This is a genomic window from Ferrovibrio sp. (assembly GCF_046297895.1).
In the GTDB taxonomy this organism is placed as follows: domain Bacteria; phylum Pseudomonadota; class Alphaproteobacteria; order Ferrovibrionales; family Ferrovibrionaceae; genus Ferrovibrio.
In genome coordinates, this window is record NZ_JBKBHC010000004.1 from 198586 (window position 1) to 219306 (window position 20721).

Annotated in this window: 22 protein-coding genes; 16 read left to right on the forward strand and 6 right to left on the reverse strand. The window is 63.3% G+C overall.

All coding sequences use genetic code 11. From position 1 onward, the window contains the following. The first annotated feature begins 124 nt into the window (after positions 1-124). The 5 genes from ACK4FK_RS08085 (at position 125) to ACK4FK_RS08105 (ending at position 4495) form a co-directional block, all read left to right on the forward strand. Positions 125-958, forward strand: a complete 834-nt coding sequence (locus ACK4FK_RS08085; RefSeq protein WP_409743657.1) for a flagellin — start codon at positions 125-127, stop codon at positions 956-958. A gap of 175 nt (positions 959-1133) precedes the next feature. Next, on the forward strand, positions 1134-1550 hold the full coding sequence (locus ACK4FK_RS08090) for a flagellar biosynthesis repressor FlbT (protein WP_409743660.1): 417 nt from the start codon (positions 1134-1136) through the stop codon (positions 1548-1550). Beyond that, the gene (gene flaF / locus ACK4FK_RS08095; protein WP_409743663.1) at positions 1507-1869 is read left to right on the forward strand and encodes a flagellar biosynthesis regulator FlaF; all 363 of its coding nucleotides are present in this window, start codon (positions 1507-1509) and stop codon (positions 1867-1869) included. The genes ACK4FK_RS08090 and flaF overlap by 44 nt, the downstream gene beginning before the upstream one ends. Before the next feature lie 45 nt (positions 1870-1914). Continuing rightward, the gene (locus ACK4FK_RS08100; RefSeq protein WP_409743666.1) at positions 1915-4134 is read left to right on the forward strand and encodes a tetratricopeptide repeat protein; all 2220 of its coding nucleotides are present in this window, start codon (positions 1915-1917) and stop codon (positions 4132-4134) included. 142 nt (positions 4135-4276) lie between these two features. Further along, a complete protein-coding gene (locus ACK4FK_RS08105) occupies positions 4277-4495 on the forward strand; it encodes a hypothetical protein (RefSeq protein WP_409743669.1) in 219 nt (72 codons plus the stop codon). Between the two features lie 83 nt (positions 4496-4578). Here ACK4FK_RS08105 and ACK4FK_RS08110 read toward each other — a convergent pair whose 3' ends face one another. Next, positions 4579-4761 (reverse strand): hypothetical protein, encoded by a 183-nt coding sequence (locus ACK4FK_RS08110; protein ID WP_409743672.1) that lies wholly within the window; start codon positions 4759-4761, stop codon positions 4579-4581. Between the two features lie 153 nt (positions 4762-4914). Between ACK4FK_RS08110 and ACK4FK_RS08115 the strand changes: the two genes are divergently transcribed. The 9 genes from ACK4FK_RS08115 to arsB all read left to right on the forward strand — a co-directional run bounded on the left by ACK4FK_RS08115 (position 4915) and on the right by arsB (position 13110). Then, complete coding sequence (locus ACK4FK_RS08115; RefSeq protein ID WP_409743674.1) at positions 4915-6507, forward strand: FAD-dependent oxidoreductase; 1593 nt, start codon at positions 4915-4917, stop codon at positions 6505-6507. 89 nt (positions 6508-6596) lie between these two features. Further along, the gene (gene fabD / locus ACK4FK_RS08120) at positions 6597-7538 is read left to right on the forward strand and encodes an ACP S-malonyltransferase (protein WP_409743677.1); all 942 of its coding nucleotides are present in this window, start codon (positions 6597-6599) and stop codon (positions 7536-7538) included. Between the two features lie 31 nt (positions 7539-7569). After that, complete coding sequence (gene fabG, locus ACK4FK_RS08125; protein WP_409743678.1) at positions 7570-8310, forward strand: 3-oxoacyl-[acyl-carrier-protein] reductase; 741 nt, start codon at positions 7570-7572, stop codon at positions 8308-8310. 144 nt (positions 8311-8454) lie between these two features. Then, positions 8455-8694 carry an acyl carrier protein gene (locus ACK4FK_RS08130; RefSeq protein WP_374304445.1) on the forward strand — a complete coding sequence of 80 codons (240 nt, stop codon included), beginning with the start codon at positions 8455-8457 and terminating at the stop codon, positions 8692-8694. A gap of 62 nt (positions 8695-8756) precedes the next feature. Then, complete coding sequence (fabF, locus tag ACK4FK_RS08135) at positions 8757-10034, forward strand: beta-ketoacyl-ACP synthase II (RefSeq protein WP_409743681.1); 1278 nt, start codon at positions 8757-8759, stop codon at positions 10032-10034. A gap of 9 nt (positions 10035-10043) precedes the next feature. Then, a complete protein-coding gene (gene mltG, locus ACK4FK_RS08140; protein ID WP_409743684.1) occupies positions 10044-11021 on the forward strand; it encodes an endolytic transglycosylase MltG in 978 nt (325 codons plus the stop codon). A 95-nt stretch (positions 11022-11116) separates the two neighbouring features. Beyond that, positions 11117-11488 (forward strand): ArsR/SmtB family transcription factor, encoded by a 372-nt coding sequence (locus ACK4FK_RS08145; protein ID WP_409743687.1) that lies wholly within the window; start codon positions 11117-11119, stop codon positions 11486-11488. Positions 11489-11522: 34 nt separating this feature from the next. Then, the gene (locus ACK4FK_RS08150; protein WP_409743690.1) at positions 11523-12032 is read left to right on the forward strand and encodes an arsenate reductase ArsC; all 510 of its coding nucleotides are present in this window, start codon (positions 11523-11525) and stop codon (positions 12030-12032) included. 52 nt (positions 12033-12084) lie between these two features. After that, positions 12085-13110: an ACR3 family arsenite efflux transporter gene (gene arsB / locus ACK4FK_RS08155; protein WP_409743693.1), complete on the forward strand. Its 1026-nt coding sequence runs from the start codon at positions 12085-12087 to the stop codon at positions 13108-13110. 3 nt (positions 13111-13113) lie between these two features. On the opposite strand, the gene ACK4FK_RS08160 is transcribed toward arsB, so the two are convergent. Further along, a complete protein-coding gene (locus tag ACK4FK_RS08160) occupies positions 13114-13881 on the reverse strand; it encodes an SDR family NAD(P)-dependent oxidoreductase (protein WP_409743695.1) in 768 nt (255 codons plus the stop codon). A 68-nt stretch (positions 13882-13949) separates the two neighbouring features. Here ACK4FK_RS08160 and ACK4FK_RS08165 point away from each other — a divergent pair, with 68 nt between their 5' ends. Beyond that, a complete protein-coding gene (locus ACK4FK_RS08165; RefSeq protein ID WP_409743698.1) occupies positions 13950-14846 on the forward strand; it encodes a YicC/YloC family endoribonuclease in 897 nt (298 codons plus the stop codon). Between the two features lie 7 nt (positions 14847-14853). Beyond that, the gene (gene gmk, locus ACK4FK_RS08170) at positions 14854-15504 is read left to right on the forward strand and encodes a guanylate kinase (protein WP_409743701.1); all 651 of its coding nucleotides are present in this window, start codon (positions 14854-14856) and stop codon (positions 15502-15504) included. A gap of 9 nt (positions 15505-15513) precedes the next feature. Here the strand turns inward: gmk and rsmA are convergent, their stop codons facing one another. The 4 genes from rsmA to ACK4FK_RS08190 are packed head-to-tail and all read right to left on the reverse strand — an operon-like array spanning position 15514 to position 20721. Further along, complete coding sequence (gene rsmA / locus ACK4FK_RS08175) at positions 15514-16341, reverse strand: 16S rRNA (adenine(1518)-N(6)/adenine(1519)-N(6))-dimethyltransferase RsmA (protein WP_409743704.1); 828 nt, start codon at positions 16339-16341, stop codon at positions 15514-15516. Further along, complete coding sequence (gene pdxA, locus ACK4FK_RS08180) at positions 16334-17356, reverse strand: 4-hydroxythreonine-4-phosphate dehydrogenase PdxA (protein WP_409743707.1); 1023 nt, start codon at positions 17354-17356, stop codon at positions 16334-16336. The genes rsmA and pdxA overlap by 8 nt, the downstream gene beginning before the upstream one ends. After that, a complete protein-coding gene (locus ACK4FK_RS08185; RefSeq protein WP_409743709.1) occupies positions 17334-18578 on the reverse strand; it encodes a peptidylprolyl isomerase in 1245 nt (414 codons plus the stop codon). The genes pdxA and ACK4FK_RS08185 overlap by 23 nt, the downstream gene beginning before the upstream one ends. 7 nt (positions 18579-18585) lie before the next feature. Next, the gene (locus ACK4FK_RS08190; protein ID WP_409743712.1) at positions 18586-20721 is read right to left on the reverse strand and encodes an LPS-assembly protein LptD; all 2136 of its coding nucleotides are present in this window, start codon (positions 20719-20721) and stop codon (positions 18586-18588) included.

Below are 20721 nucleotides of genomic sequence, written 5' to 3' on the forward strand. Positions count from 1 at the left end.
GTTAACCCGAAATTCGAAAGAATCCCTATTGACGGGCTGCCGATGAGTCCTGTATCAATCACGCACAGTTCTCAAAAGAGGGCTGATCAGGCATATGCCTTAATCCTAGAAAAGGAGTTACCCAATGCCCAATTCCGTTAATACCAACGTTGGTGCGCTCGTTGCCCTGTCGTCTCTGCGCGGCATCAACAGCGAACTCGATAAGACCTCCAAGCGAGTTCAGACCGGTTTCAAGGTGGCCGACGCTTCGGACGACGCCGCCGTATTCGCCGTTGCCCAGGGCATCCGCGGCAACATCAAGGCCTATGCCTCGGTTCAGTCCTCGCTGGCTGCCGGTGAAGGCCTTGGTCAGGTGACCGCTGCCGCTCTGACCGGCATCTCGAACCTGATCGGCGACATCAAGGCCAAGTTCGCCAACCTGGCCGACGGCTCGCTGACCACCGCCCAGCGCGACGTGTATGTCAACGACACCAAGCAGCTGGTCTCGCAGATCACCAACTACATCACCCAGGCGACCTACAACGGCAAGAACCTGCTGAACACCGACGCGACGGGCACCACGGTGACCTTCGTGGCCGACGTGTCCGGCACGACCTTGACGCTGCAGAGCAACACCGGCCTGGCTTCGCAGGTGTCGGTGACCTTTACCTCGGTGGTCAACCAGTACACCGCTGCTGCGAACTACAGTTCGGCGATGGTTGGTCTGACCGCCCTGGAGTCCCTGGTCAACTCGCTGTCCGCGCAGATCGCCGCCCAGTCGCGTTCGATCAGCCTGCAGAAGGGCTTCGTGGACGATCTGGTCGATGCCACCAAGAAGGGCCTCGGCGCCCTGGTCGACGCCGACGTCGCCGCGGAGAGCGCGACCCTGCAGTCCCTGCAGGTCCGTCAGCAGCTCAACATCCAGGCGCTGTCGATCGCCAACCAGCAGCCGAACACCCTGCTCAGCCTGTTCCGTTAATCGGCAGTCTGAACATCCGATCCGGAAAGGGGGCCGCAAGGCCCCCTTTCTTTTTTGCTTATTCCTTTTCAAAACACGCGGGCGCAGATTCCTTGACGCGGCGGCCCAACAGGTCTAGCCCTGTTCCAATCCGAATCAAATCAGGGAGGAGGGGCATTCCCCTTCTGCGATAGGCGTGCCGCTCATCATCACACTCAAGGCCGGCGAGAAATTCATCCTCAACCGGGCCGTCCTCAGCCTGTCGAAATCGGCCAGTATCATCATCGAGAACAAGGCTTCGTTTCTCCGCGAGAAACACATCATGAAGCCGGAAGACATCGATACGATTGGCAAGGAAATCTACTATTTCTGTCAGCTGACCTATCTCTGGGATGAGAAATTTGACGAATATTATCCCAAGATTGCCGAACTCTGTTTGGAGTTCGTTAAGGCTGCCCCGAGTACGAATGCCCTGATTGCCAGTATTGGCGCCGCCTTGGCGCAGCGCGACTATTTCCGCCTGCTGAAGTTGGCCCGGCGCCTGATTGAAGTTGAGAGGAGACTGCTCGATGGCGGGAAAGAATCCGTACCTGACGGCGCAAAACACCCTTGAGACGCCCCGGCAGCTTGAATACCGGCTGTTCTCGGCGGTCACTCGGGCGTTGATGGATGTCCGCCCCCTGATGCAAAGCGGCAACCCGGCCGACGTGGCCAAGATCGCCTCGGCGATCGGCTGGAACCGGGATGTTTGGAACCATCTGATGCCCGAGGTTCTGGATGATGCCAATCCGATGAGCCGCGATCTGAAGGTGTCGCTGATCAACATCTGCATCTTCGTCAACCGGCACACCGATAAGATCACGGCAGGCGAGTCGCAGGACCTCGAACCCCTGATCGAGATCAACCGCAACATCATGGACGGCCTCAAGTAAGCCGGAATTGCGGCAGGCGGCCTGCGACGGGCACTGGCTATTGCAATGGATTGGCAAAAAGCCCTCCACGCCGCCGTCCACCTGCATCAGTCGGGAAGGCTCGCCGAAGCGATCCAGCTATACCGCTTTGTGCTGCAGCAGCAGCCAGAGAATGGCGATGCCCTGCATCTGCTGGGCTTTGCGCTGGAGCAATCGGGCCATCCGCAGGAAGGCCTGCCTTTCGTCGAGCGGGCAGTGGCGCTCAACCCCGGCATCGCCGATTACCGGAATAGCCTGGGCAATATTCACAAGGCCCTGCAGCAGCAGGACGAGGCCTCGGCAGCCTATCGCCACGCCCTGCAGATCCAGCCCGGTCATCACGAGGCACACAACAATCTGGGGCTGCTAGCCCATATGCGCAAAGACTGGGACGCTGCCCGCAGCCATTTCTCCGCGGCGCTGACCGCGGCTCCCGGTTTCACCGATGCCGCCTTCAATCTCGCGCTCACCGACTGGTATGCCGGCGAGCGCGAGCGGGCCTGCACGGCTTTCGCCGATTTGCTTCCGCGAAGCCCAGGCCACAGCCGCAAGCTTTTCCTTCTGGCCCGCAGCGAACTGGAGCAGAAGAATCTGGCCGCCGCGCAAAGGCTGGTCGCCTTTCTCGACGACAAGGACCTGCCGATTGCCGACCGGCAGTTCCTGCAGGCCGGCCTGGCGGATTTGCAGGGCGATCTGGAAACCGCCGAGCGCAAATATCGCGCGGTGGTGGCGCTGAAACCCGATTGCACCGACGCCCTGCGGCAGATCGGCCGCATTCTCATCGATCGCGGCGAAGGCGCGGCGGCGATTGCGGTGCTGGAGCGATCCTTGGCCCTGAAACCCGAGGACATGCAGGCAGCCATATTGCTGACATGGGCCTACCGGGAAGCGGGCCGGATTCCGCAGGCCGTGGAATGGGTGGAAAAAATCCTGTCGCGGAATCCTACCAATGTCGCCCTGCGGATCGAATATGGCCAGTTGCTGTTCAGGCTGGATCGGGTCGAGGAGGCCTGCGACGCCTATCGGCAGGCACTGCCGCTAGCCTCGGATGCGACAATGCTGGCGCAGATCCAAGGCAATCTGGCCGGGGCTGAAATCCGGCGTGGCAATCTCGACGCGGCGGAAGCAGTCTGCCGCAAGGCGCTGGAACTCGATCCGAACAGCCGGATCGCCACCGGGAACCTGGCCAACATCCGGGAATTGCAAAAGCGCTTCGACGAGGCCGAGCGGTTATATCTTGGTCTGCTGGACAAATACCCCGACGACGCCGATGCCCATAACAACCTGGGCATGATGCGTTTGCATCAGGCGCGCTATGCCGAGGCATGGCCGCATTTCGCCTGGCGCTTCAGGAGCAGCGGCTGGAGCACGCCGGATTCGGGACGGGGCCTGCCGGCCTGGGATGGAAGCTTTCCGCCGCCAGGCCGCCTGCTGGTCTGGCAGGAACAGGGGATCGGCGACGAAATCCTGTTCTCAAGTCTGCTGCCCGGGTTGCAGGAAAAGGGCGCGGATGTCGTGGTGGCGACAGACCGGCGGCTGGTGCCGCTGTTCGGCCGGTCGTTTCCGGGGCTCGAGGTGCTGGCCAATGATTCTGTCCTGGATGTCTCGGCATTGCGCCTCGCCTGCCAGCGTCCATTCGGCGATCTGGGCGCCGTTCTGCGACCGGACGTCCAGAGCTTCGCGTCGCATCCAAGAGCGTATCTGAAGGCGGACCCGCAGCGCCGCACTGTTTTTCGACAGCGATATGCATCGGGCGATCGGCTTCTGGTTGGCATTTCATGGAACAGCAACAACAGGCGCGCGGGTGCGGGGAAATCCGTTGCGCTGGCCGATATGCTGCCGTTTCTGCGCGAGCCGAACGCGAATTTCGTTTCCCTGCAATACGGGCCGGCCGCGACCGAGGCCGCGACGCTGGAGCAGCGCGGCGATATCGCTTTCCGGCATGATGATCAGGTCGATCCGCTGCAGGATATCGATGCCCAGGCAGCGCAGATCGCCGCCCTCGACATGGTTGTCAGCGTCAGCACGGCGGCGGCGCATCTGGCAGCCGCCCTCGGGGTGCCGACCCTGCTGCTGCTGCCGGGTACCCGGGGGCAACTCTGGTACTGGGGGGCAGAAGGGGAAACCACGCCCTGGTATCCATCGGTGCGGATATGCCGGATACAACCCGGAGAAGGCGTCAGGGCTATGATGGAGCGTGCCCTGAGCATGTTCCGGGCAATGCGGTCCGGGCTGGGCGCGGGCTGAAGGCATCGCGCGGCCATGATTTCATGCTAGTATTCTGAACCGGACTTTCTATTCATCCGCGCTGTTTACTTTCGCGAAACCAAACCATGCGAAACAAGGGGCGGATACAGAAACCGATTCGCAAAACGAAGGGGGCAAGCCCATGGCGATGACGGAAGAAGAGCAGAGCAAGGTGACCCGGGAGTCCTTCGTGGCGACGTGGGAGGCTTTGGTGAATGGCGGCGTGAGCCGCGAGATCGTGGCCGCCATTGCTATGAGCATGGCCCTGGCGGAACTGACTGCGCTGTTCGGCAAGGCGGTGACCGCGCATGGCCTGGAAAAGCTGCCGGATACCATCCGTTCGGGTGCTTTCGACAAGTAAGCCCCGGTCCATCGGACAACAAAAAAGCCGACCCAAGGGTCGGCTTTTTTTGTATTCGCGGCAGGCTCAGACCGTGATCGGGGTCAGACCTTGATGTCGACCTGTTTGCCCGTGCCAGCCGAGGTGGGGCTCGAAGCGGCGGCGGTGATCTGCTTGATATTCTCAAGGCTGGCCGAGACAGCGCTGAGCACGGCAAGCTGCTGGTCGCGGGCGACCTTCATCCCGACGAAATACAGCTCCTGCTTGATGCCGGACAGTTCGGCCATGGTTGCCTCTTCGCAAAGTTAACCCGAATTTACCCTGCCTGACGGCAGAGCGAAAGCCTTAATTGGCTTTGGGCCAGCTAAATGCTTGGCTGCGGTGAAAATCCCGGCTAAATTGGTTTCATATGTAACCAAAAAATGACCGGGAGGAGACGGATGGCCGGTTTCGTCTATCCGCAATTCGGCTATCGGCCCCCGCAGGCACCGCCGGGCAGCACCGAACATTGCCGGGTTGCCATCGTCGGCGGCGGCCCGGTCGGCCTGAGCGCCGCCCTCGACCTGGCCGCCCATGGCATCGGCTGCGTCCTGCTGGACGAGGAAGACAGCGTCTCGGTCGGCAGCCGCGCCATATGCTACGCCAAGCGCACGCTGGAAATCTGGGACCGCCTGGGCGTGGGCCAGCGCATGCTGGACAAGGGCGTGACCTGGCAGATCGGCAAGGTGTTCCACGGTCCGCACCAGCGCTACAGCTTCGATCTGCTGCCCGAGAGCGGCCACAAGTTCCCGGCCTTCATCAACCTGCAGCAATATTATGCCGAGCTTTATTTGGTGGAGGCGGCCCGCGAACAGCCGCTGATCGATCTGCGCTGGAAACACCGCGTCGCCGACGCCGTTCCCGGCAACGATGGCGTGCGGCTCAGCGTGGAGACGCCCGATGGCGATTACACGCTGGTGGCAGATTACGTGCTGGCCGCCGATGGCGCGCGGTCCACGATGCGGCGCAAGCTGGGCCTCGATTTCCGTGGTCAGGTTTTCGAGGACCGCTTCCTGATCGCCGACGTGCACATGAAGGCCAATTTCCCGTCAGAACGCTGGTTCTGGTTCGATCCGCCGTTCCATGCCGGTGGTTCGGCGCTGCTGCACAAGCAGCCCGACGATGTCTGGCGCATCGACCTGCAGCTTGGCTGGCAGGCCGATCCAGAGGCCGAACGCCAGCCGGAACGCGTGATTCCGCGCCTGAAGGCGATGCTGGGCAAGGACGTGCAATTCGATCTCGACTGGGTCAGCGTCTATACCTTTCAGTGCCGGCGGCTGGATCGTTTCCGCCATGGTCGCGTGATCTTCATCGGCGATTCCGCGCATCAGGTCTCGCCCTTCGGTGCGCGCGGCGCCAATTCCGGCGTGCAGGATGCCGACAACCTGGTGTGGAAGCTGGCACATGTGCTCAACGGCACGGCGCCGGATGCGCTGCTCGACAGCTATGACAGCGAGCGCGTGGCGGCGGCCGACGAAAACATTCTCAACTCCACGCGCAGCACCGATTTCATCGTGCCGAAATCCGCCACCGCAAAAGCCCTGCGCGATGCCGTACTGGATCTTGCCGCCGATCATGCCTTCGCGCGCCGCCTGGTGAATTCGGGCCGCCTGTCGCTGCCCACCACCTACCGCGACAGTCCGCTTTCCACGCCCGACCGCGATACCTTCGCCGCCGGGCCGGTGCCCGGCGCACCGGCGGTGGATGCCCCGCTGGATGATGCCGGCGAGAGTTGGCTGCTGCGCCGCTGTGCCGGCGGCGGTTTCTCCTTGTTGACCTTTGGTGCGGAAACCGCGCCGCTGTCGCAGGATTTGATGGGCCGGGTGAACGTGGTCGGCCTGCCAGCCGAAGGGCTGGCGGCACAGCGCTATGCGGCGAAACCGGGTACGGCTTATCTGCTGCGGCCGGACCAGCATGTGGCGGCCCGCTGGCATCAGCCGACAAGTGATTATATTTCAAAGGCTTATTGTAAAGCTCTGATGCTGGCGGCCTGACCCGGACGCTTGACAGGGCGGGGCCGGGGCTTATGACTGGCGCGGCATTTTTCGCCGCTTGCCGGCCTATCGCTATCGGGAGTCAAAGAATGAGCCGTGCGTTCCTCTTTCCGGGCCAGGGCAGCCAGGCCGTTGGCATGGGCAAGGAGCTGGCCGAGGCTTTCGCCACCGCCCGCCACCTGTTCCAGGAAGTCGACGATGCGCTGTCGCAGAAGCTCTCTGCCCTGATGTTCGAGGGCCCGGAAGCCGATCTGACGCTGACCGAGAATGCCCAGCCGGCACTGATGGCCGTGAGCCTCGCGGTGGTGCGCGTGGCGGAAAAGGATTTCGGCGTCGATCTTGCCGCCAAGGGCGCCTTCGCCGCCGGGCATTCGCTGGGCGAGTATTCCGCGCTGTGCGCCATGGGCGCATTGTCGGTGGCCGATACGGCCCGCCTGCTCAAGCTGCGCGGCCAGTCGATGCAGAAGGCGGTGCCGGTGGGCGAGGGTGCGATGGCCGCCCTGCTCGGCGCCGAGCTTGACCTGGCGCAGCAGATCGTGGCGGAAGCGCAGCAGGGCGAGGTGGTCGGCTGTGCCAATGACAATGGCGGTGGCCAGGTGGTGATCTCGGGCAAGAAAAGCGCGGTGGAACGCGCCATCGAGGTGGCCAAGGCCAAGGGCGTGAAGCGCGCCATGCTGCTGCCGGTCAGCGCGCCATTTCATTGCGCCATGATGCAGCCAGCGGCCGATGCCATGGCGGAAGCCCTGGGCAAGGTGGCGCTGAAGGCGCCGAGGCTGCCGATCGTGTCGAATGTGACGGCAAAGGGTGAGTCCAATCCCGACGACATCAAGAAGCTGCTGGTGCAGCAGGTGACCGGTCTGGTGCGCTGGCGCGAAGGTGTGTTGTGGCTGAAATCCCAGGGTGTGGCGCAGGTGGTCGAGCTGGGCTCGGGCAAGGTGCTGGCCGGTCTGGTGAAGCGCATCGACAAGGACATCGAACCGCTCAGCGTCGGCTCGCCGGCCGAGCTGGAAGCCTGGGCCAAGGCCCTCTGATACAGACGTTCCTCATTAGGAGACCGAAGCGATGTTCGACCTGACCGGCAAATTCGCCCTCGTCACCGGCGCCACCGGCGGTATCGGCGGGGCCATCGCCGCCGCCCTGCATGCCCAAGGCGCCACCGTGGGCCTGTCGGGCACCCGTGAAGCCGTGCTGCAGGAGGTGGCGGCCAAGCTGGGCAGCCGCGCGCATGTGCTGCCCTGCAACCTGTCCGATGCCGATGCGGTGAATGGCCTGATCGGTCAGGCCGAGGCGGCGATGGGCCAGGTGGATATCCTGGTCAACAATGCCGGCATCACCCGCGATGGCTTGGCCATGCGCATGAAGGACGAGGACTGGCAGACCGTGCTGGACGTCAACCTGACCGCGGCCTTCCGGCTGGCCCGCGCCTCGCTGAAGGGCATGATGAAGCGCCGCTGGGGCCGCATCATCAGCATCACTTCGGTGGTGGGGGCCACGGGCAATCCGGGCCAGCTCAACTACGCCGCGGCCAAGGCCGGCCTGACCGGCATGACCAAATCCCTGGCCCAGGAAGTGGCCTCCCGCAACATCACGGCGAACTGCGTTGCCCCCGGGTTCATCCAGACCGCGATGACCGACGTGCTGACCGATCAGCAGAAGGAAATGATTTCACAGAAGATTCCGGCCGGTCGACTCGGCCAGAGCCCGGAAATCGCCGCCGCAGTGGTTTATCTGGCCTCGGAGGAAGCCGCCTACGTGACCGGACAGACCTTGCATGTTAACGGCGGCATGGCCATGATTTCCTAAGGAAATCCGGCACCGAATCAGGCTGTTCCGCCGCCTTGGAACAGCTTGGAAGCGCGGGGTTTCTATGCTAAGGGAGGCCCCCATCTGCCGGCTGCCGCCGCATCAAGCGCGGCGCGGGCAGCCACAACCACAAGGATTTAGGAAATGAGCGACATTGCTGAGCGCGTGAAGAAGATCGTCGTCGAGCATCTGGGCGTCGAGGAGGAAAAGGTCACCGAGAACGCGAGCTTCATCGACGACCTGGGCGCCGACAGCTTGGACACGGTCGAGCTGGTGATGGCGTTCGAAGAAGAGTTCGGCGTTGAGATCCCCGACGATGCCGCCGAGAAGATCCTGACCGTCAAGGACGCGATCGACTTCATCAAGGAGCGTTCGGCGTCGTAAGCCCTGGCTGACGCCGCCGCCACGTTCCGCATTTCCGTTTATTCGTCTCGAAAGGTTCAGCCATGCGTCGTGTCGTCGTCACCGGCCTCGGCCTGGTCACGCCGCTCGCCTGCGGCGTGGAAGCGACTTGGACCCGGTTGATCAACGGTGAATCAGGCCTCGGCAAGATCACCCGTTTCGACGCCTCCGACATGCCGGCTCGTATCGCCGGTCAGGTGCCGCTCAAGGCGGATTTCCCGGATCGAGCCGATGCCTTCGATCCCGACGAATGGATGGAAGCCAAGGAGCGCAAGCGCGTCGACGATTTCATCGTCTTCGGCATGGCGGCGGCGAAGCAGGCCGTCAAAGATTCCGGCTGGGTACCGGCCGACGAAGAGCAGCGCTGCCGCACCGGCGTGCTGATCGGTTCGGGCATTGGTGGCCTGAATGGCATCGAAGAGGCAGCGATCACCCTGAAAGAGAAGGGGCACCGCCGCATTAGCCCGTTTTTCGTGCCCGGGCGTCTGATCAACCTGGTCTCCGGCCATGTTTCCATCGAATACGGCTTCAAGGGCCCGAACCACGCGGTGGTGACGGCCTGCTCGACCGGCGCCCATGCCATCGGCGATGCCGCCCGGCTGATCATGCTGGACGATGCCGACGTGATGGTGGCCGGCGGCGCGGAAGCCACCATCGGTCCGCTTGGCGTGGCCGGTTTTGCCGCGGCCCGTGCGCTCTCCACCGGCTACAACGACGAGCCGACCAAGGCTTCGCGTCCCTGGGACAAGGGGCGCGACGGTTTCGTGATGGGCGAGGGCGCCGGCGTCGTCGTGCTTGAGGAACTGGAGCATGCCAAGCGCCGCGGTGCCAAGATTTATGCCGAAGTGGTCGGCTACGGCCTCTCGGGCGATGCCTATCACATTACGGCGCCGCATGAGAGCGGCGATGGCGCGTATCGCTGCATGCAGATGGCGCTGAAGCGCGCCGGCCTGCAGCCGACCGATATCGACTACGTAAACGCGCATGGCACTTCGACCCCGCTGGGCGACGAGATCGAGCTGGGCGCGGTGAAGCGCCTGTTTGGCAATGCCATGGGCAGCCTTTCCATGTCGTCCACCAAATCTTCGATCGGCCACCTGCTCGGCGCCGCCGGTGCGGTGGAGGCGATCTTCTCGACGCTGGCCATCAAGACCGGCATCGTGCCGCCGACGCTGAACCTGGACGATCCCAGCGATGTCGCCGTCGGTCTCGATCTGGTGCCGCACAAGGCCAAGCAGCGCGAGGTGCGGGCGGCGCTGTCGAATTCCTTCGGGTTCGGCGGCACCAACGCTTCGCTCGTGCTGAAGCGTTACGACTCCTAAATTCCGGCGATGAAGCGGCTCACGCGCGCGCTGCTGGCAGTTTTGCTGGCGGCGGCGCTGGCCTGCGCCGGCGGCTATGTCTGGTTCCAATCCTGGCTTGAGGCACCCGGACCGGGCCAGCGCGAGGCCGTCGTGCTGATTCCCCGGGGCACCGGCGTGTCGGGGATTGCCCAGCGGCTGGTCGAGGCCGGCGTGGCGGATCATGCCCGTCTGCTGGAACTGGCCGTCTGGCAGGGCGGCCTGTCTGCCGCGCTGAAGGCGGGCGAATACCAGTTTGCCCCGGGCGACAGCCCGCGCACGGTGCTGGAGCGGATTGCGGCCGGGCGGGTGCTGGTGCGCCGCCTGACCATCCCCGAGGGCCAGACCAGTACCGAGATCCGGCGGCTGGTGGAGGCCGCCGAGGCGATGACGGGCACCTGGCCTGCCGAGGCAATCCCGGAGGGCAGCCTGCTGCCCGAGACCTATCACTACGTTTATGGCGACAGCCGCGCCGATCTGGTGGCGCGTATGCGCAAGGCGCGCGACGAACTGCTGGCCGAGTTGTGGGGCAAGCGGGCGTCCGGCCTGCCGCTGGCCGATCCGGCGCAGGCCGTCATCCTGGCCTCGATTGTCGAGGCGGAAACGCCGCTGGCCGCCGAGCGGCCGCGGGTGGCGGGCGTCTACCTGAATCGCCTGAAACGCGGCATGCGGCTGCAGGCGGATCCCACGGTGGCCTATGGCATCACCAGGGGCGAGAAGGAACTGGATCGGCCGCTGAGCCGCGACGACCTGACGCGGCCGTCGCCCTGGAACACCTATACCAGCGACGGCCTGCCGCCCACCCCGATCAATCATCCGGGCCGGGCCAGCCTGGCGGCCACGCTGCAGCCGGAAAGCCACGATTTCCTGTTCTTCGTGGCCGACGGCAAGGGCGGGCATGTTTTTGCCCAGACCTACGAGCAGCATCTGCGCAACGTGGCCGCCTACCGTGCCAGCCAGCGCCGCTGAGATCTGGCGATAGTACGAACATCCTCAAAATATCGTTGACAGCGATGCTGCGCGGTTTAATATTTCGATATTATTCGTAATATCGGAACGAAAGCATGGACACCAAGCCGGCCGCCACCGCCCTAGGGGCCTTGGCCCATGAAAACCGCCTGACAGCCTATCGCCTGCTGGTGAAGCAGGGACCGGACGGCCTTTCGGCCGGGATGCTGGCCGAACAGCTCGGCATCGTGCCGTCCTCGCTCACCTTCCATCTGCAGCAGTTGCTGCATGCTGGACTGATCACCCAGCGCCGCGTCGGGCGGCAGTTGTTCTATGCCGCCGATTTCACAGCGATGAACAGCCTTGTCGCCTTCCTCACCGAAAACTGCTGTGGCGGCAGCACGGTTTGCGCGCCGGTCTGCCAGCCATCCGCGACTGCCATCCAAGAGTCACCCGACAAGACGGCCGCGCGTCAACGTCGCGGTTAAGTCTGCCCCCTGTTTGATCCTGAAGGAAAAGACGATGTCCGACCGCATCTACAACGTGCTGTTCCTGTGCACCGGCAACTCGGCGCGCAGCATCCTGGGTGAAGCCATCATGAACGAGATGGGTGGTGGCCGCTTCCGCGCCTATAGCGCCGGCAGCATGCCGAAGGGGCAGGTGCATCCCATGGCGCTGGACCTGCTGCAGAAATCCGGACATTCCATCGAGAGGCTGCGGTCTAAGTCCTGGGACGAATTCGCCGGGCCGGACGCCCCTAAGATGGATTTCATCTTCACCGTCTGCGACAACGCCGCGAACGAGGTCTGCCCGATCTGGCCGGGCCAGCCGATGACGGCCCATTGGGGTCTGCCCGATCCGGCAGCGGTGGAGACGGGCGAGATCGAGCAGCGACTTGCCTTTGCCGATACCTATCGCATGCTGCGCAATCGCATCGGCGTTTTCGTCAACCTACCGATCCGGGCGCTGGACGAACTGGCCCTGCAAAAGCGGATCGACGATATCGGCCGTTCGATGGCCGAAGCGTCGTAAGAGTGCTATGTCGTCGGTCTCTGAGGTGGCGGACGCTGCCGCGAAACCAGCAATGACCACTTTCGAGCGTTATCTGACGCTCTGGGTCGCGCTGTGCATTGTCGTCGGTATTGCCATCGGCCACTGGCTGCCCGGGCCGGTGCAGGCTGTCGGCGCCATGGAAGTCGCGCAGGTCAACCTGCCGGTCGCCGTGCTGGTCTGGCTGATGATCATCCCGATGCTGCTGAAGATCGATTTTGCGGCACTGGGCCAGGTGATGGAGCACTGGCGCGGCATCGGCGTCACGCTGTTCATCAACTGGGCGGTCAAGCCCTTTTCCATGGCCCTGCTGGGCTGGCTGTTCGTCGGCTGGCTGTTCCGGCCCTGGCTGCCCGGCGATCAGGTCGAATCCTATATCGCAGGCCTGATCCTGCTGGCGGCCGCACCCTGCACGGCGATGGTGTTCGTGTGGAGCAACCTCACGCGCGGCGAGCCGCATTTCACCTTAAGCCAGGTGGCGCTGAACGACGCTATCATGGTGGTGGCCTTTGCCCCCATCGTCGGGCTGCTGCTTGGCCTGTCGTCCATCGTGGTACCGTGGCAGACCCTGCTGCTGTCGGTCGCATTGTATATCGTCGTGCCGGTGGTGCTGGCCCAGGCCTGGCGCCGGCATGTGCTGGCAAGGGGTGGCGCTGCAGCGCTGCAGGGGCTGCTGCGTCGCCTGGGACCACTGTCGCTGGTGGCCCTGCTCAGCACGCTTGTCCTGCTGTTTGCCTTTCAGGGCGGACAGATACTCGCGCAGCCGCTGGTGATCGCCCTGCTGGCGGTGCCGATCCTGATCCAGGTTTATTTCAATGCCGGGCTGGCCTATTGGCTGAACCGCCGCTTCGGCGTTGCCCATTGCGTCGCCGGCCCCTCGGCCCTGATCGGCGCCAGCAACTTCTTCGAACTGGCCGTGGCGGCCGCCATCAGCCTGTTCGGTTTCCAGTCCGGCGCTGCGCTGGCCACGGTGGTCGGCGTGCTGATCGAGGTTCCGGTCATGCTCTCGGTCGTGCATATCGTGAATGCCAGCAAAGGCTGGTACGAGCGACGAGCCTGAGCGCTAGTCCTTCCCGGGCGCACGGCGCAGCAGCCAGTCGAGCAGCGGATAAGGCAGCAGGCCCAGCACGCGCATGATCGCCACCATCGGCCAGGGAAAGGCGATGCGGCCGCGATCCTTGGCCAGTCCATCGCGGATGATGCGGGCCGCCTTTTCGGTGTCCATCAGGAAAGGCATGGGGAATTTGTTGCGCGCGGTCATGCGCGAGACCACGAAGCCCGGACAGATGGCCGAAACGCGGATGCCCACGGGTGCCAGCCGGCCGCGCAGCTCCTCGGCATAGGCGCGGGCGAAATGCTTGGTCGCGGAATACGGCACCGCTCCGGGCATGGCAAGGAAGCCGGCCATCGAGGCGACAATGGCGATCTGGCCCGCATGCTGGCGCGCCATGATTGGGATGGCGGGGTTCACCGTGTTCAGCACGCCGTCGATGTTCACGCTGGTGATGCTGCGCACATAGGCGTCGAAATCGTCCCAGCTCTTGAAGCCGCCCGATACGCCGGCATTGGCGACCACCAGATCCAGCCGTGCTGCGGCGACCACGCGGGTCAGTAAGCCGCGCATCGCGTCCGCATCGGTGACGGGTACGGTTTCAGCGATCACCATCGCACCACGCCCGCGGCAACGCTCGGCCACCTCATCCAGCCGGCCGGCATCGCGGCCTGTCAGCGCGAGCAGGATGCCCGGCGCAGCATAAAGCTCGGCCAGGGCGGCACCGATTCCGCTGGAGGCACCGGTGATGACGATGCCGGAAAGCGGTGTCTGATCCATGGCTTAGCCTCGACCCTCTGACGGTTTCCCACTATAGTGCCGCGCAGCGTAGCATTTCCGGGGGAATCGTGTCGCTCGTCAGCATGACCGGCTTCGCGCGTGTCGATGGACGCGCTGCGGGCAAAAGCTGGATATGGGAACTCAAATCGGTGAACGGCCGCGGCCTGGAGCTGCGTTTCCGCCTGCCGCCCGGCTTCGATGGGCTGGAGGCTGAATTGCGTGGCCTGGCCCAGGCCAGACTCGTGCGCGGCAACGTCACGCTGAACCTGCAGTTCACCGAAAGCGCCGATGCGTCGCCGCCAGCCTATCGCCTGAACGAGGCGCTGCTGGAACAGCTGCTGGCCCTGGGCGCCAAGCTGGAGTCGCGCGGCATCGGCGCGCCGCGACTGGACGGCCTTCTGGCCGTGCGCGGTGTGGTCGAACCGCTGGCCAGCGCCGAGACCGAGGACAGCCGGGTCGAGCTGGAAAAGGCTATTCGCGACAGTTTCGCCACCGCCCTGGATCGTCTGGCGCAGAGCCGGTCCGCCGAGGGCGGCAAGCTGGCCGTCGTGCTCGGCGGCCTGCTGGACGAGATCGCCGGGCTGACCGGACGTGCCGCCGAGACAGAAGCCGTGCGACCCGAGGCCCTGCGCCGACGCCTGCGCCAGCAGCTCGACGACCTGTTGGAGCAGCAGCCGCCGGTCAGCGAGGAGCGCCTGGCCCAGGAACTGGCGCTGCAGATCACGCGACTGGATATCCGCGAGGAGCTGGACCGCCTGAAAGCGCATATCGAGACGACACGCGGCCTGATCCGTTCCGGCGACGGGCGCGGCGTGGGCCGCAAGCTCGACTTCCTGGCGCAGGAATTCAACCGCGAAGCCAACACGCTCTGCTCCAAGGCCTTCGATGCCGGTCTGACCGCCATTGGGCTTGATTTGAAACTGGTGATCGACCGGCTGCGCGAGCAGGCCCAGAATGTCGAGTGATGCTTCCATGACTGACGCTGCAGCTTCCATATCCATCGCGCGCCGCGGACTGATGCTGGTGCTGTCTTCGCCTTCGGGTGCCGGCAAAACGACGATTTCGCGCCGCCTTCTGGAAGCCGACCCCGAGCTGCATCTTTCGGTTTCCGTCACCACCCGGACGCGGCGGCCGGGTGAGGTGGATGGCGTGCATTACCATTTCATCGATACCGAGACCTTCGGGCTGATGGTGAATCGCCAGGAGCTGCTCGAACATGCCAAGGTGTTCGACTATTACTACGGCACGCCGAAGGAACAGGTTGAGAAGCGCCTGGCCTCGGGGCAGGATATTCTGTTCGATATCGACTGGCAGGGCACACAGCAGCTGCGCCAGCGGGCACGCGATGATCTGGTCAGCGTGTTCATCCTACCGCCCTCGACGCGCGATCTGGAAAAGCGCCTGAAGACCCGCGCGCAGGATTCCGCCGAAGTTGTGGCCAAACGCATGTCGAAAGCGGCCGACGAAATCAGCCACTGGGCCGAATACGACTACATCGTGATCAACGATGATGTCGAGCGCTGCCTGGCCCAGGTGCATGCCATCCTGCGGGCCGAGAGGCTGAAACGCCATCGCGGCGTTGGACTGGTTGATTTCGTCAAGCAGCTTCGCGAAGGGCGCTGACCGGCGCCCTTACAGAAGCCTGGCCAGGGCACAGAATTCCTCGATCGACAACGTCTCTGCCCGACGGGTCGGGTCGATCCCGGCAGCCTGCAGCTTCGTATCGGCATCGGCCCATAACGGCTTCAGCGCCGCTCGCAGCATCTTGCGGCGCTGGTTGAAGGCGGCGGCGGTTACGCGTTCCAGTTTCTGCGGATCGGCTGCGGCCAGCGGCTGGCTGCGTGGCTGCAGTTCGACCAGCGTGGATGTCACTTTCGGCGGCGGCACGAAGGCCTTCGGGCCGATATCGAACAGCATGCGCACCGTGCAGCGCCACTGGGCCGCGACGCTGAGCCGGCCATAGTTTTTGCTACCCGGCCTGGCGGCCAGCCGCTCTGCCACTTCCTTCTGCACCAGCACGGTCATGCGACTGAAATCCGCTGCCCGCGCCACCCAGTTCAGAATTAGCGGCGTGGCAATATTGTATGGCAGGTTGGCCACCACCTGCCAGGGCGGCGGCGCCAGGGCCGAGAAATCGGTTTCCAGCGCATCGCCGGAATGCACGACCAGGCGGCCGCCAGATGCGACGACCAGCGGCTGTAAGGCGGCGATGCAGCGGTCGTCCCGTTCTACGGCGATCACGCGCGGCGCGGCTTCAAGCAGCAATGCCCGCGTCAGCCCGCCTGGGCCGGGGCCGATCTCGATGACCGTTCCGGCAGTCCAGGGCATCGCGGCACGGGCTATCTTGCGTGTCAGGTTCAGGTCGAGCAGGAAATTCTGCCCCAGCGCCTTGCGCGCGGCCAGATCATGCTGTGCGATCACTTCGCGCAGCGGCGGCAGTGCGTCGATCGCTTCAGACATTTCGGCGATGGGCGGCCATCGCGCCGGCCATGCGCAGGGCGGCGATCAGGCTGTCGGGCTTGGCGAGGCCCTTGCCCGCGATATCAAATGCGGTGCCGTGGTCGGGCGAGGTTCGAATGATGGGCAGGCCGAGCGTCACGTTCACGCCGCTGTCGAAGTCCAGCGTCTTGATCGGGATCAGCGCCTGATCGTGATACATGCAGATCGCTGCATCGTAGCTGGCGCGTGCCTCGGTGTGGAACATCGTGTCGGGCGGCAGCGGCCCGCGCGCATCGATGCCTTCGCTGCGCAGCCGTTCCACGGCAGGGGCGATGATCTCTGCATCCTCAAGGCCCATGCTGCGCGCCTCGCCGGCATGGGGGTTGAGGCCGGCCACGGCCAGGCGGGGACGCGCGATGCCGAACTTCTCACGCAGGTCGGCGGCGGTGATCCGGCCGGTTTCGACGACCAGATCGGGCGTGAGCTGCTCGATCGCCTGCCGCAGCGAGACATGGATGGTGACCGGCACGACGCGCAGCCGTTCGGAAGCCAGCATCATCACCGGCCGCGGCGTTTCGCACAGCGCGGCGAGAAACTCGGTATGCCCGGGATGGATGAAGCCGGCATCGTAGAGTGCGGCCTTGTGGATCGGATTCGTAACGATTGCGCCGAGCCTGCCCTTGCGGCATAGCGCCGTGGCCAGTTCTATGGCGTGCAGCACGGCTGGAGCATTGCGCCGATCTGGGATGCCTGGTTGTGTCTGCGCCGGCAGATGCAGGGGGAGTACCGGCAGGGCATGCGCAAATGCATCAGCCGCCTGCTCTGGTGCGTCAATGGTCTGTAGCGGGATATTCCAGCCGAGGTGGTCGGCAATTGCCCGCAATCGCGCCGGATCGTCGATCAGCAGGAAAGGCGGCAAGGCGGCATCGTTGCGGCGCAACCACGATTGAAGGGCAATCTCGCCGCCGATGCCGGCGGGTTCGCCCATCGTCACGGCGAGGGGCGTGCGATGGTCAGCGGAATTCAATCGTGGCATCGCGCCGCAGTTCGCGGATGTAGCGCTGCGCCATCAACTCGGCGCGACGCAGAAGGATGCTCTGTCGGACCTGATTGCGGTTGATGCCGCTGGCCTCTTCCCGGGCGCAGAGCGTGAAGACATGGACAGCGCGCGGGGTCGTTACCGGTTGCGAACTTTCGTTCACGCCCAGCGGTTCGACGGCGCGGCGGAAGGTTTCCGGCATATCGCCCAGGCGCAGCGTACCCAGGCTGCCGGCGCCCTGCAGCTTGGCTTGTTCGGCCGCGGTTTCCACGTCTTCGCAGGTGCGGATGCTGGCGCGCACCTCCTGGGCCTTGGCCACGGCGGCCTGGATATCGGCATTACCGGCATTCTGCGGCAGCGACACCAGAACCTGTTTCAGAGACACCCTGGTATCTTCCGCCCCGGGCATGGCGATGCGGCGCCGGTCACGCAGCAACACGATCTGGTAGCCGCCAACGGTGCGGATCGGTTCGGAAATATCGCCTTTGTTCATCCCGGAGACGACCGCTTCAACCTCTTCGGGAAGGGTGCCGCGCTGCACCCAGCCGACCTCGCCACCATTGGCGGCAGTGGTGCCGCGGCTGAATTGCCTGGCCAGGGCCGGGAAGGGAGCGCCGTTGCGAATTTGCTCGATAATCCGCATCGCGGTCTGCCGCTGCGGTTCTTCCTGATCGGGGCTATCAACCGGGATCAGGATCTCCGCGATCAGATCCTCGGTCTGTCCGGCATTGTTCTTGAGCTTGGCGATCGCTTCGTCGATCTCCTGGTCGGTGATGGTTGTCGTCGCATTCAGCCTGCCGCGAACCATGCGTGCCCAAGTCAGTTCGGTGCGGATCTGGTTGATGATGGTAGCGGGGTCAATGCCCATGCGTTCGGTGAATTCCTCAAACCGCCCAGGTGGAATGTTCATTTGCCGCTCAACAATCGCCACGGCACCATCAATTTCCTGCTGGCTAATGGACACACCACGGCGCTTGGCTTCCTGCATTTGCAGGCGTTCGTCGACGAGTGACCGCAGGGCCTGATCGCGTACGGCACGGCGGATTTCCGGTGTGTCCGGAAGGCGTGTGGTTGCCATGATCACGCGGGCGCGCTCGTTGATGTCGCGCAGGGAAATCACATCGTCGTTCACCAGTGCAACGATGCGCTGCAGATCCTGCGCCAGTGTGGCCGCGCTGCCTATAGTGATGAAGAAAAGGATCGTAATCAGGCGAAGCATGGGCGGCTCAGTTGAAGGTTGCGATCCGGAAGCGGATACCGACGGTTGTTGCCGGCTGGATGTCTCTGTTGGTGGTAAAGTTCCGCTGTGCGAACAGGACAATATCAAAACACTCGTCAGTATAGCGCAGCGCAGCGAAGTTGAGCAAAGCGCCCCCATCATCACCCAGATCGCGAGTGTGACGAACTTCTGTCGACCAGTATTTGGTCATCTGAGCGCGCAAACTGGCGGATACGGCTTCGCGGTCACCGATATCCTGAAGGAAATCCGTGTCTGCAAGTTTGGCGTAAGATACAGAAAAGTAATTGGTATTTGTCCCTAGAGTGGTCGTGAGTTCATGTCGTTGTACCGTCAAGTCGCTGTTCTGTGCCAGACGGACCCGATCCACAATCGAGATATACCGGCCCGGAGAAAAGGTCAGGCGTGCGACATAATCGGACAGGCGTTCGGACAAACCGGAGCCCGGAGTGAAGGTATCATCCGACTTCGCCCGTAAGGACTGGCCAACCAGCAGTTCAGTATACCCACTGTTATTATTGGCGTATATCGCACTGCGGAGACCGTAATTGACCTTCGGTCCGCCATCCCAGCGATCGTAACCCGGAAACCGGTTCAGACTGAAAAGGTTGGTCTCGTCGAATTCGAAACTAAGGGAATCTTCGTTCGGGATGGTACTGGGGTTGCCGCCATATGGCGTCACCACGGCCATGACGATAGGCTCAACCAGTTGCCGCATGAAGCGCATGTCGCGAACCAGGGGATACCGCCAATCCAGGGCTATGGCCGGGATGACGCGGCCGGTTACGTCAGCGCCGTCGCTGGTGGTTGCGCTTGCGAGCGATTCGCTTATGTCATTCACCCAGTATCCATCAGCCCGCAGCATGGCTGTGGCGGTGAATACCTCGCCGCTGGGAGCGAAATATGGCTGCGACCATGAAGCGGTGGTAGACAGACGTCGAGTATCAGTTCCATCAGTGCGGAACAGGGAAGCCATATTGGCATCCAGCGCCCAGCGTCCGCCGTAATCACCAGGCTCGAAGACGGCAGAATAATCCATGATCGGCGCCACTGTAGGAACGGTTCCATTGCGGACATTGCTGCGAAGATTCTGGAAGGAGAAGGCGTTCAGTGATGCGAAGTGACGGTTGTTGATCGCTTCGGCGTAGACCCGGCTCGTCAGTGTGTTGCTGCTGGGTTGGTTCTGTATGCTGTAGCGACTCAAGTAGGTGTCGTCAGATGAGCGCAGAATATTTGCACCCCAGGCGACATCGTCGCTGGCTCGGAAGTTAAGATTACTCCGAAAATGACCGCGCAGGTCGCCAGTTTCATCTTCTTCTGTGATACTGCCATCGAACTCCATTTCGCCGGTAGTCATTCGGCGGCGATACTCACCAGCTATATGAGCCCCTTGTTTGCTTGAGTATTGGGGCGTGAGCGTCATGTCGCTCTGGTCATCGATGACATAATAATAAGGCAAACGGGCGAGGTGGCCGAAGAAATCTCCATTCGTATAGCTGGGCGGAAGAAAGCCGCTGCGACGGTTTACCGTCGGGTCAGGGTGGCTGAAATACGGTGTGTAGAAGATCGGAATGCCAAACATTTCGAACACGGCATCGCGATAGACGATTTCCTGGGCCGCCTCGTTGTGCTCAACCCGCTGTCCCTTCAGTTGCCAGAGCGGTGCCCGGCTTGGATCCTGCTCGCATAGGCTGCAGGTTGTGTAAACCGCTTTCCGCAGGATCGTGCGATTGCCGTCGCGACGCTCGCCGGATACGGCGGCGCCACGCGAGTTGTCGGACAACAGCATGGCGGCATCGCGGATGAAGCCGTTTCTCATGCCGGCAAACAGTTCCATGTAATCGGCGAACAGAACCGTGCCGTTGGCCTCCATCAGCGAGACATTCCCGCTTGCTGTGACCTTGTCGTCTTTTTCGCTGTAGCTGACGCTGTCGGCCAGCAGAGTGCGGCCACCCTGAACGAGTTCGACCTGGCCTTCGGCAGTAACGATGCCCAGGGACTGATCGTATTTCAGGGTGTCGGCGGTAACCAGAACGGGTGGATCGTTGTTTTGCGCGCGGGCAGCGGCAGCGGAAAACACCAGCAATCCAGCTATAATGGCATAGGACAGGCGGCCGGACTTCAC

Bases quoted from the DNA above. Each gene is read 5' to 3' on its own strand.
- ACK4FK_RS08085 (WP_409743657.1), top strand. From the start codon at position 125: ATGCCCAATTCCGTTAATACCAACGTTGGTGCGCTCGTTGCCCTGTCG.
- flaF (WP_409743663.1), top strand. From the start codon at position 1,507: ATGGCGGGAAAGAATCCGTACCTGACGGCGCAAAACACCCTTGAGACG.
- ACK4FK_RS08100 (WP_409743666.1), top strand. From the start codon at position 1,915: ATGGATTGGCAAAAAGCCCTCCACGCCGCCGTCCACCTGCATCAGTCG.
- ACK4FK_RS08105 (WP_409743669.1), top strand. From the start codon at position 4,277: ATGGCGATGACGGAAGAAGAGCAGAGCAAGGTGACCCGGGAGTCCTTC.
- ACK4FK_RS08110 (WP_409743672.1), bottom strand. From the start codon at position 4,761: ATGGCCGAACTGTCCGGCATCAAGCAGGAGCTGTATTTCGTCGGGATG.
- ACK4FK_RS08115 (WP_409743674.1), top strand. From the start codon at position 4,915: ATGGCCGGTTTCGTCTATCCGCAATTCGGCTATCGGCCCCCGCAGGCA.
- fabD (WP_409743677.1), top strand. From the start codon at position 6,597: ATGAGCCGTGCGTTCCTCTTTCCGGGCCAGGGCAGCCAGGCCGTTGGC.
- fabG (WP_409743678.1), top strand. From the start codon at position 7,570: ATGTTCGACCTGACCGGCAAATTCGCCCTCGTCACCGGCGCCACCGGC.
- ACK4FK_RS08130 (WP_374304445.1), top strand. From the start codon at position 8,455: ATGAGCGACATTGCTGAGCGCGTGAAGAAGATCGTCGTCGAGCATCTG.
- fabF (WP_409743681.1), top strand. From the start codon at position 8,757: ATGCGTCGTGTCGTCGTCACCGGCCTCGGCCTGGTCACGCCGCTCGCC.
- mltG (WP_409743684.1), top strand. From the start codon at position 10,044: ATGAAGCGGCTCACGCGCGCGCTGCTGGCAGTTTTGCTGGCGGCGGCG.
- ACK4FK_RS08145 (WP_409743687.1), top strand. From the start codon at position 11,117: ATGGACACCAAGCCGGCCGCCACCGCCCTAGGGGCCTTGGCCCATGAA.
- ACK4FK_RS08150 (WP_409743690.1), top strand. From the start codon at position 11,523: ATGTCCGACCGCATCTACAACGTGCTGTTCCTGTGCACCGGCAACTCG.
- arsB (WP_409743693.1), top strand. From the start codon at position 12,085: ATGACCACTTTCGAGCGTTATCTGACGCTCTGGGTCGCGCTGTGCATT.
- ACK4FK_RS08160 (WP_409743695.1), bottom strand. From the start codon at position 13,881: ATGGATCAGACACCGCTTTCCGGCATCGTCATCACCGGTGCCTCCAGC.
- gmk (WP_409743701.1), top strand. From the start codon at position 14,854: ATGACTGACGCTGCAGCTTCCATATCCATCGCGCGCCGCGGACTGATG.
- rsmA (WP_409743704.1), bottom strand. From the start codon at position 16,341: ATGTCTGAAGCGATCGACGCACTGCCGCCGCTGCGCGAAGTGATCGCA.
- pdxA (WP_409743707.1), bottom strand. From the start codon at position 17,356: ATGCCACGATTGAATTCCGCTGACCATCGCACGCCCCTCGCCGTGACG.
- ACK4FK_RS08185 (WP_409743709.1), bottom strand. From the start codon at position 18,578: ATGCTTCGCCTGATTACGATCCTTTTCTTCATCACTATAGGCAGCGCG.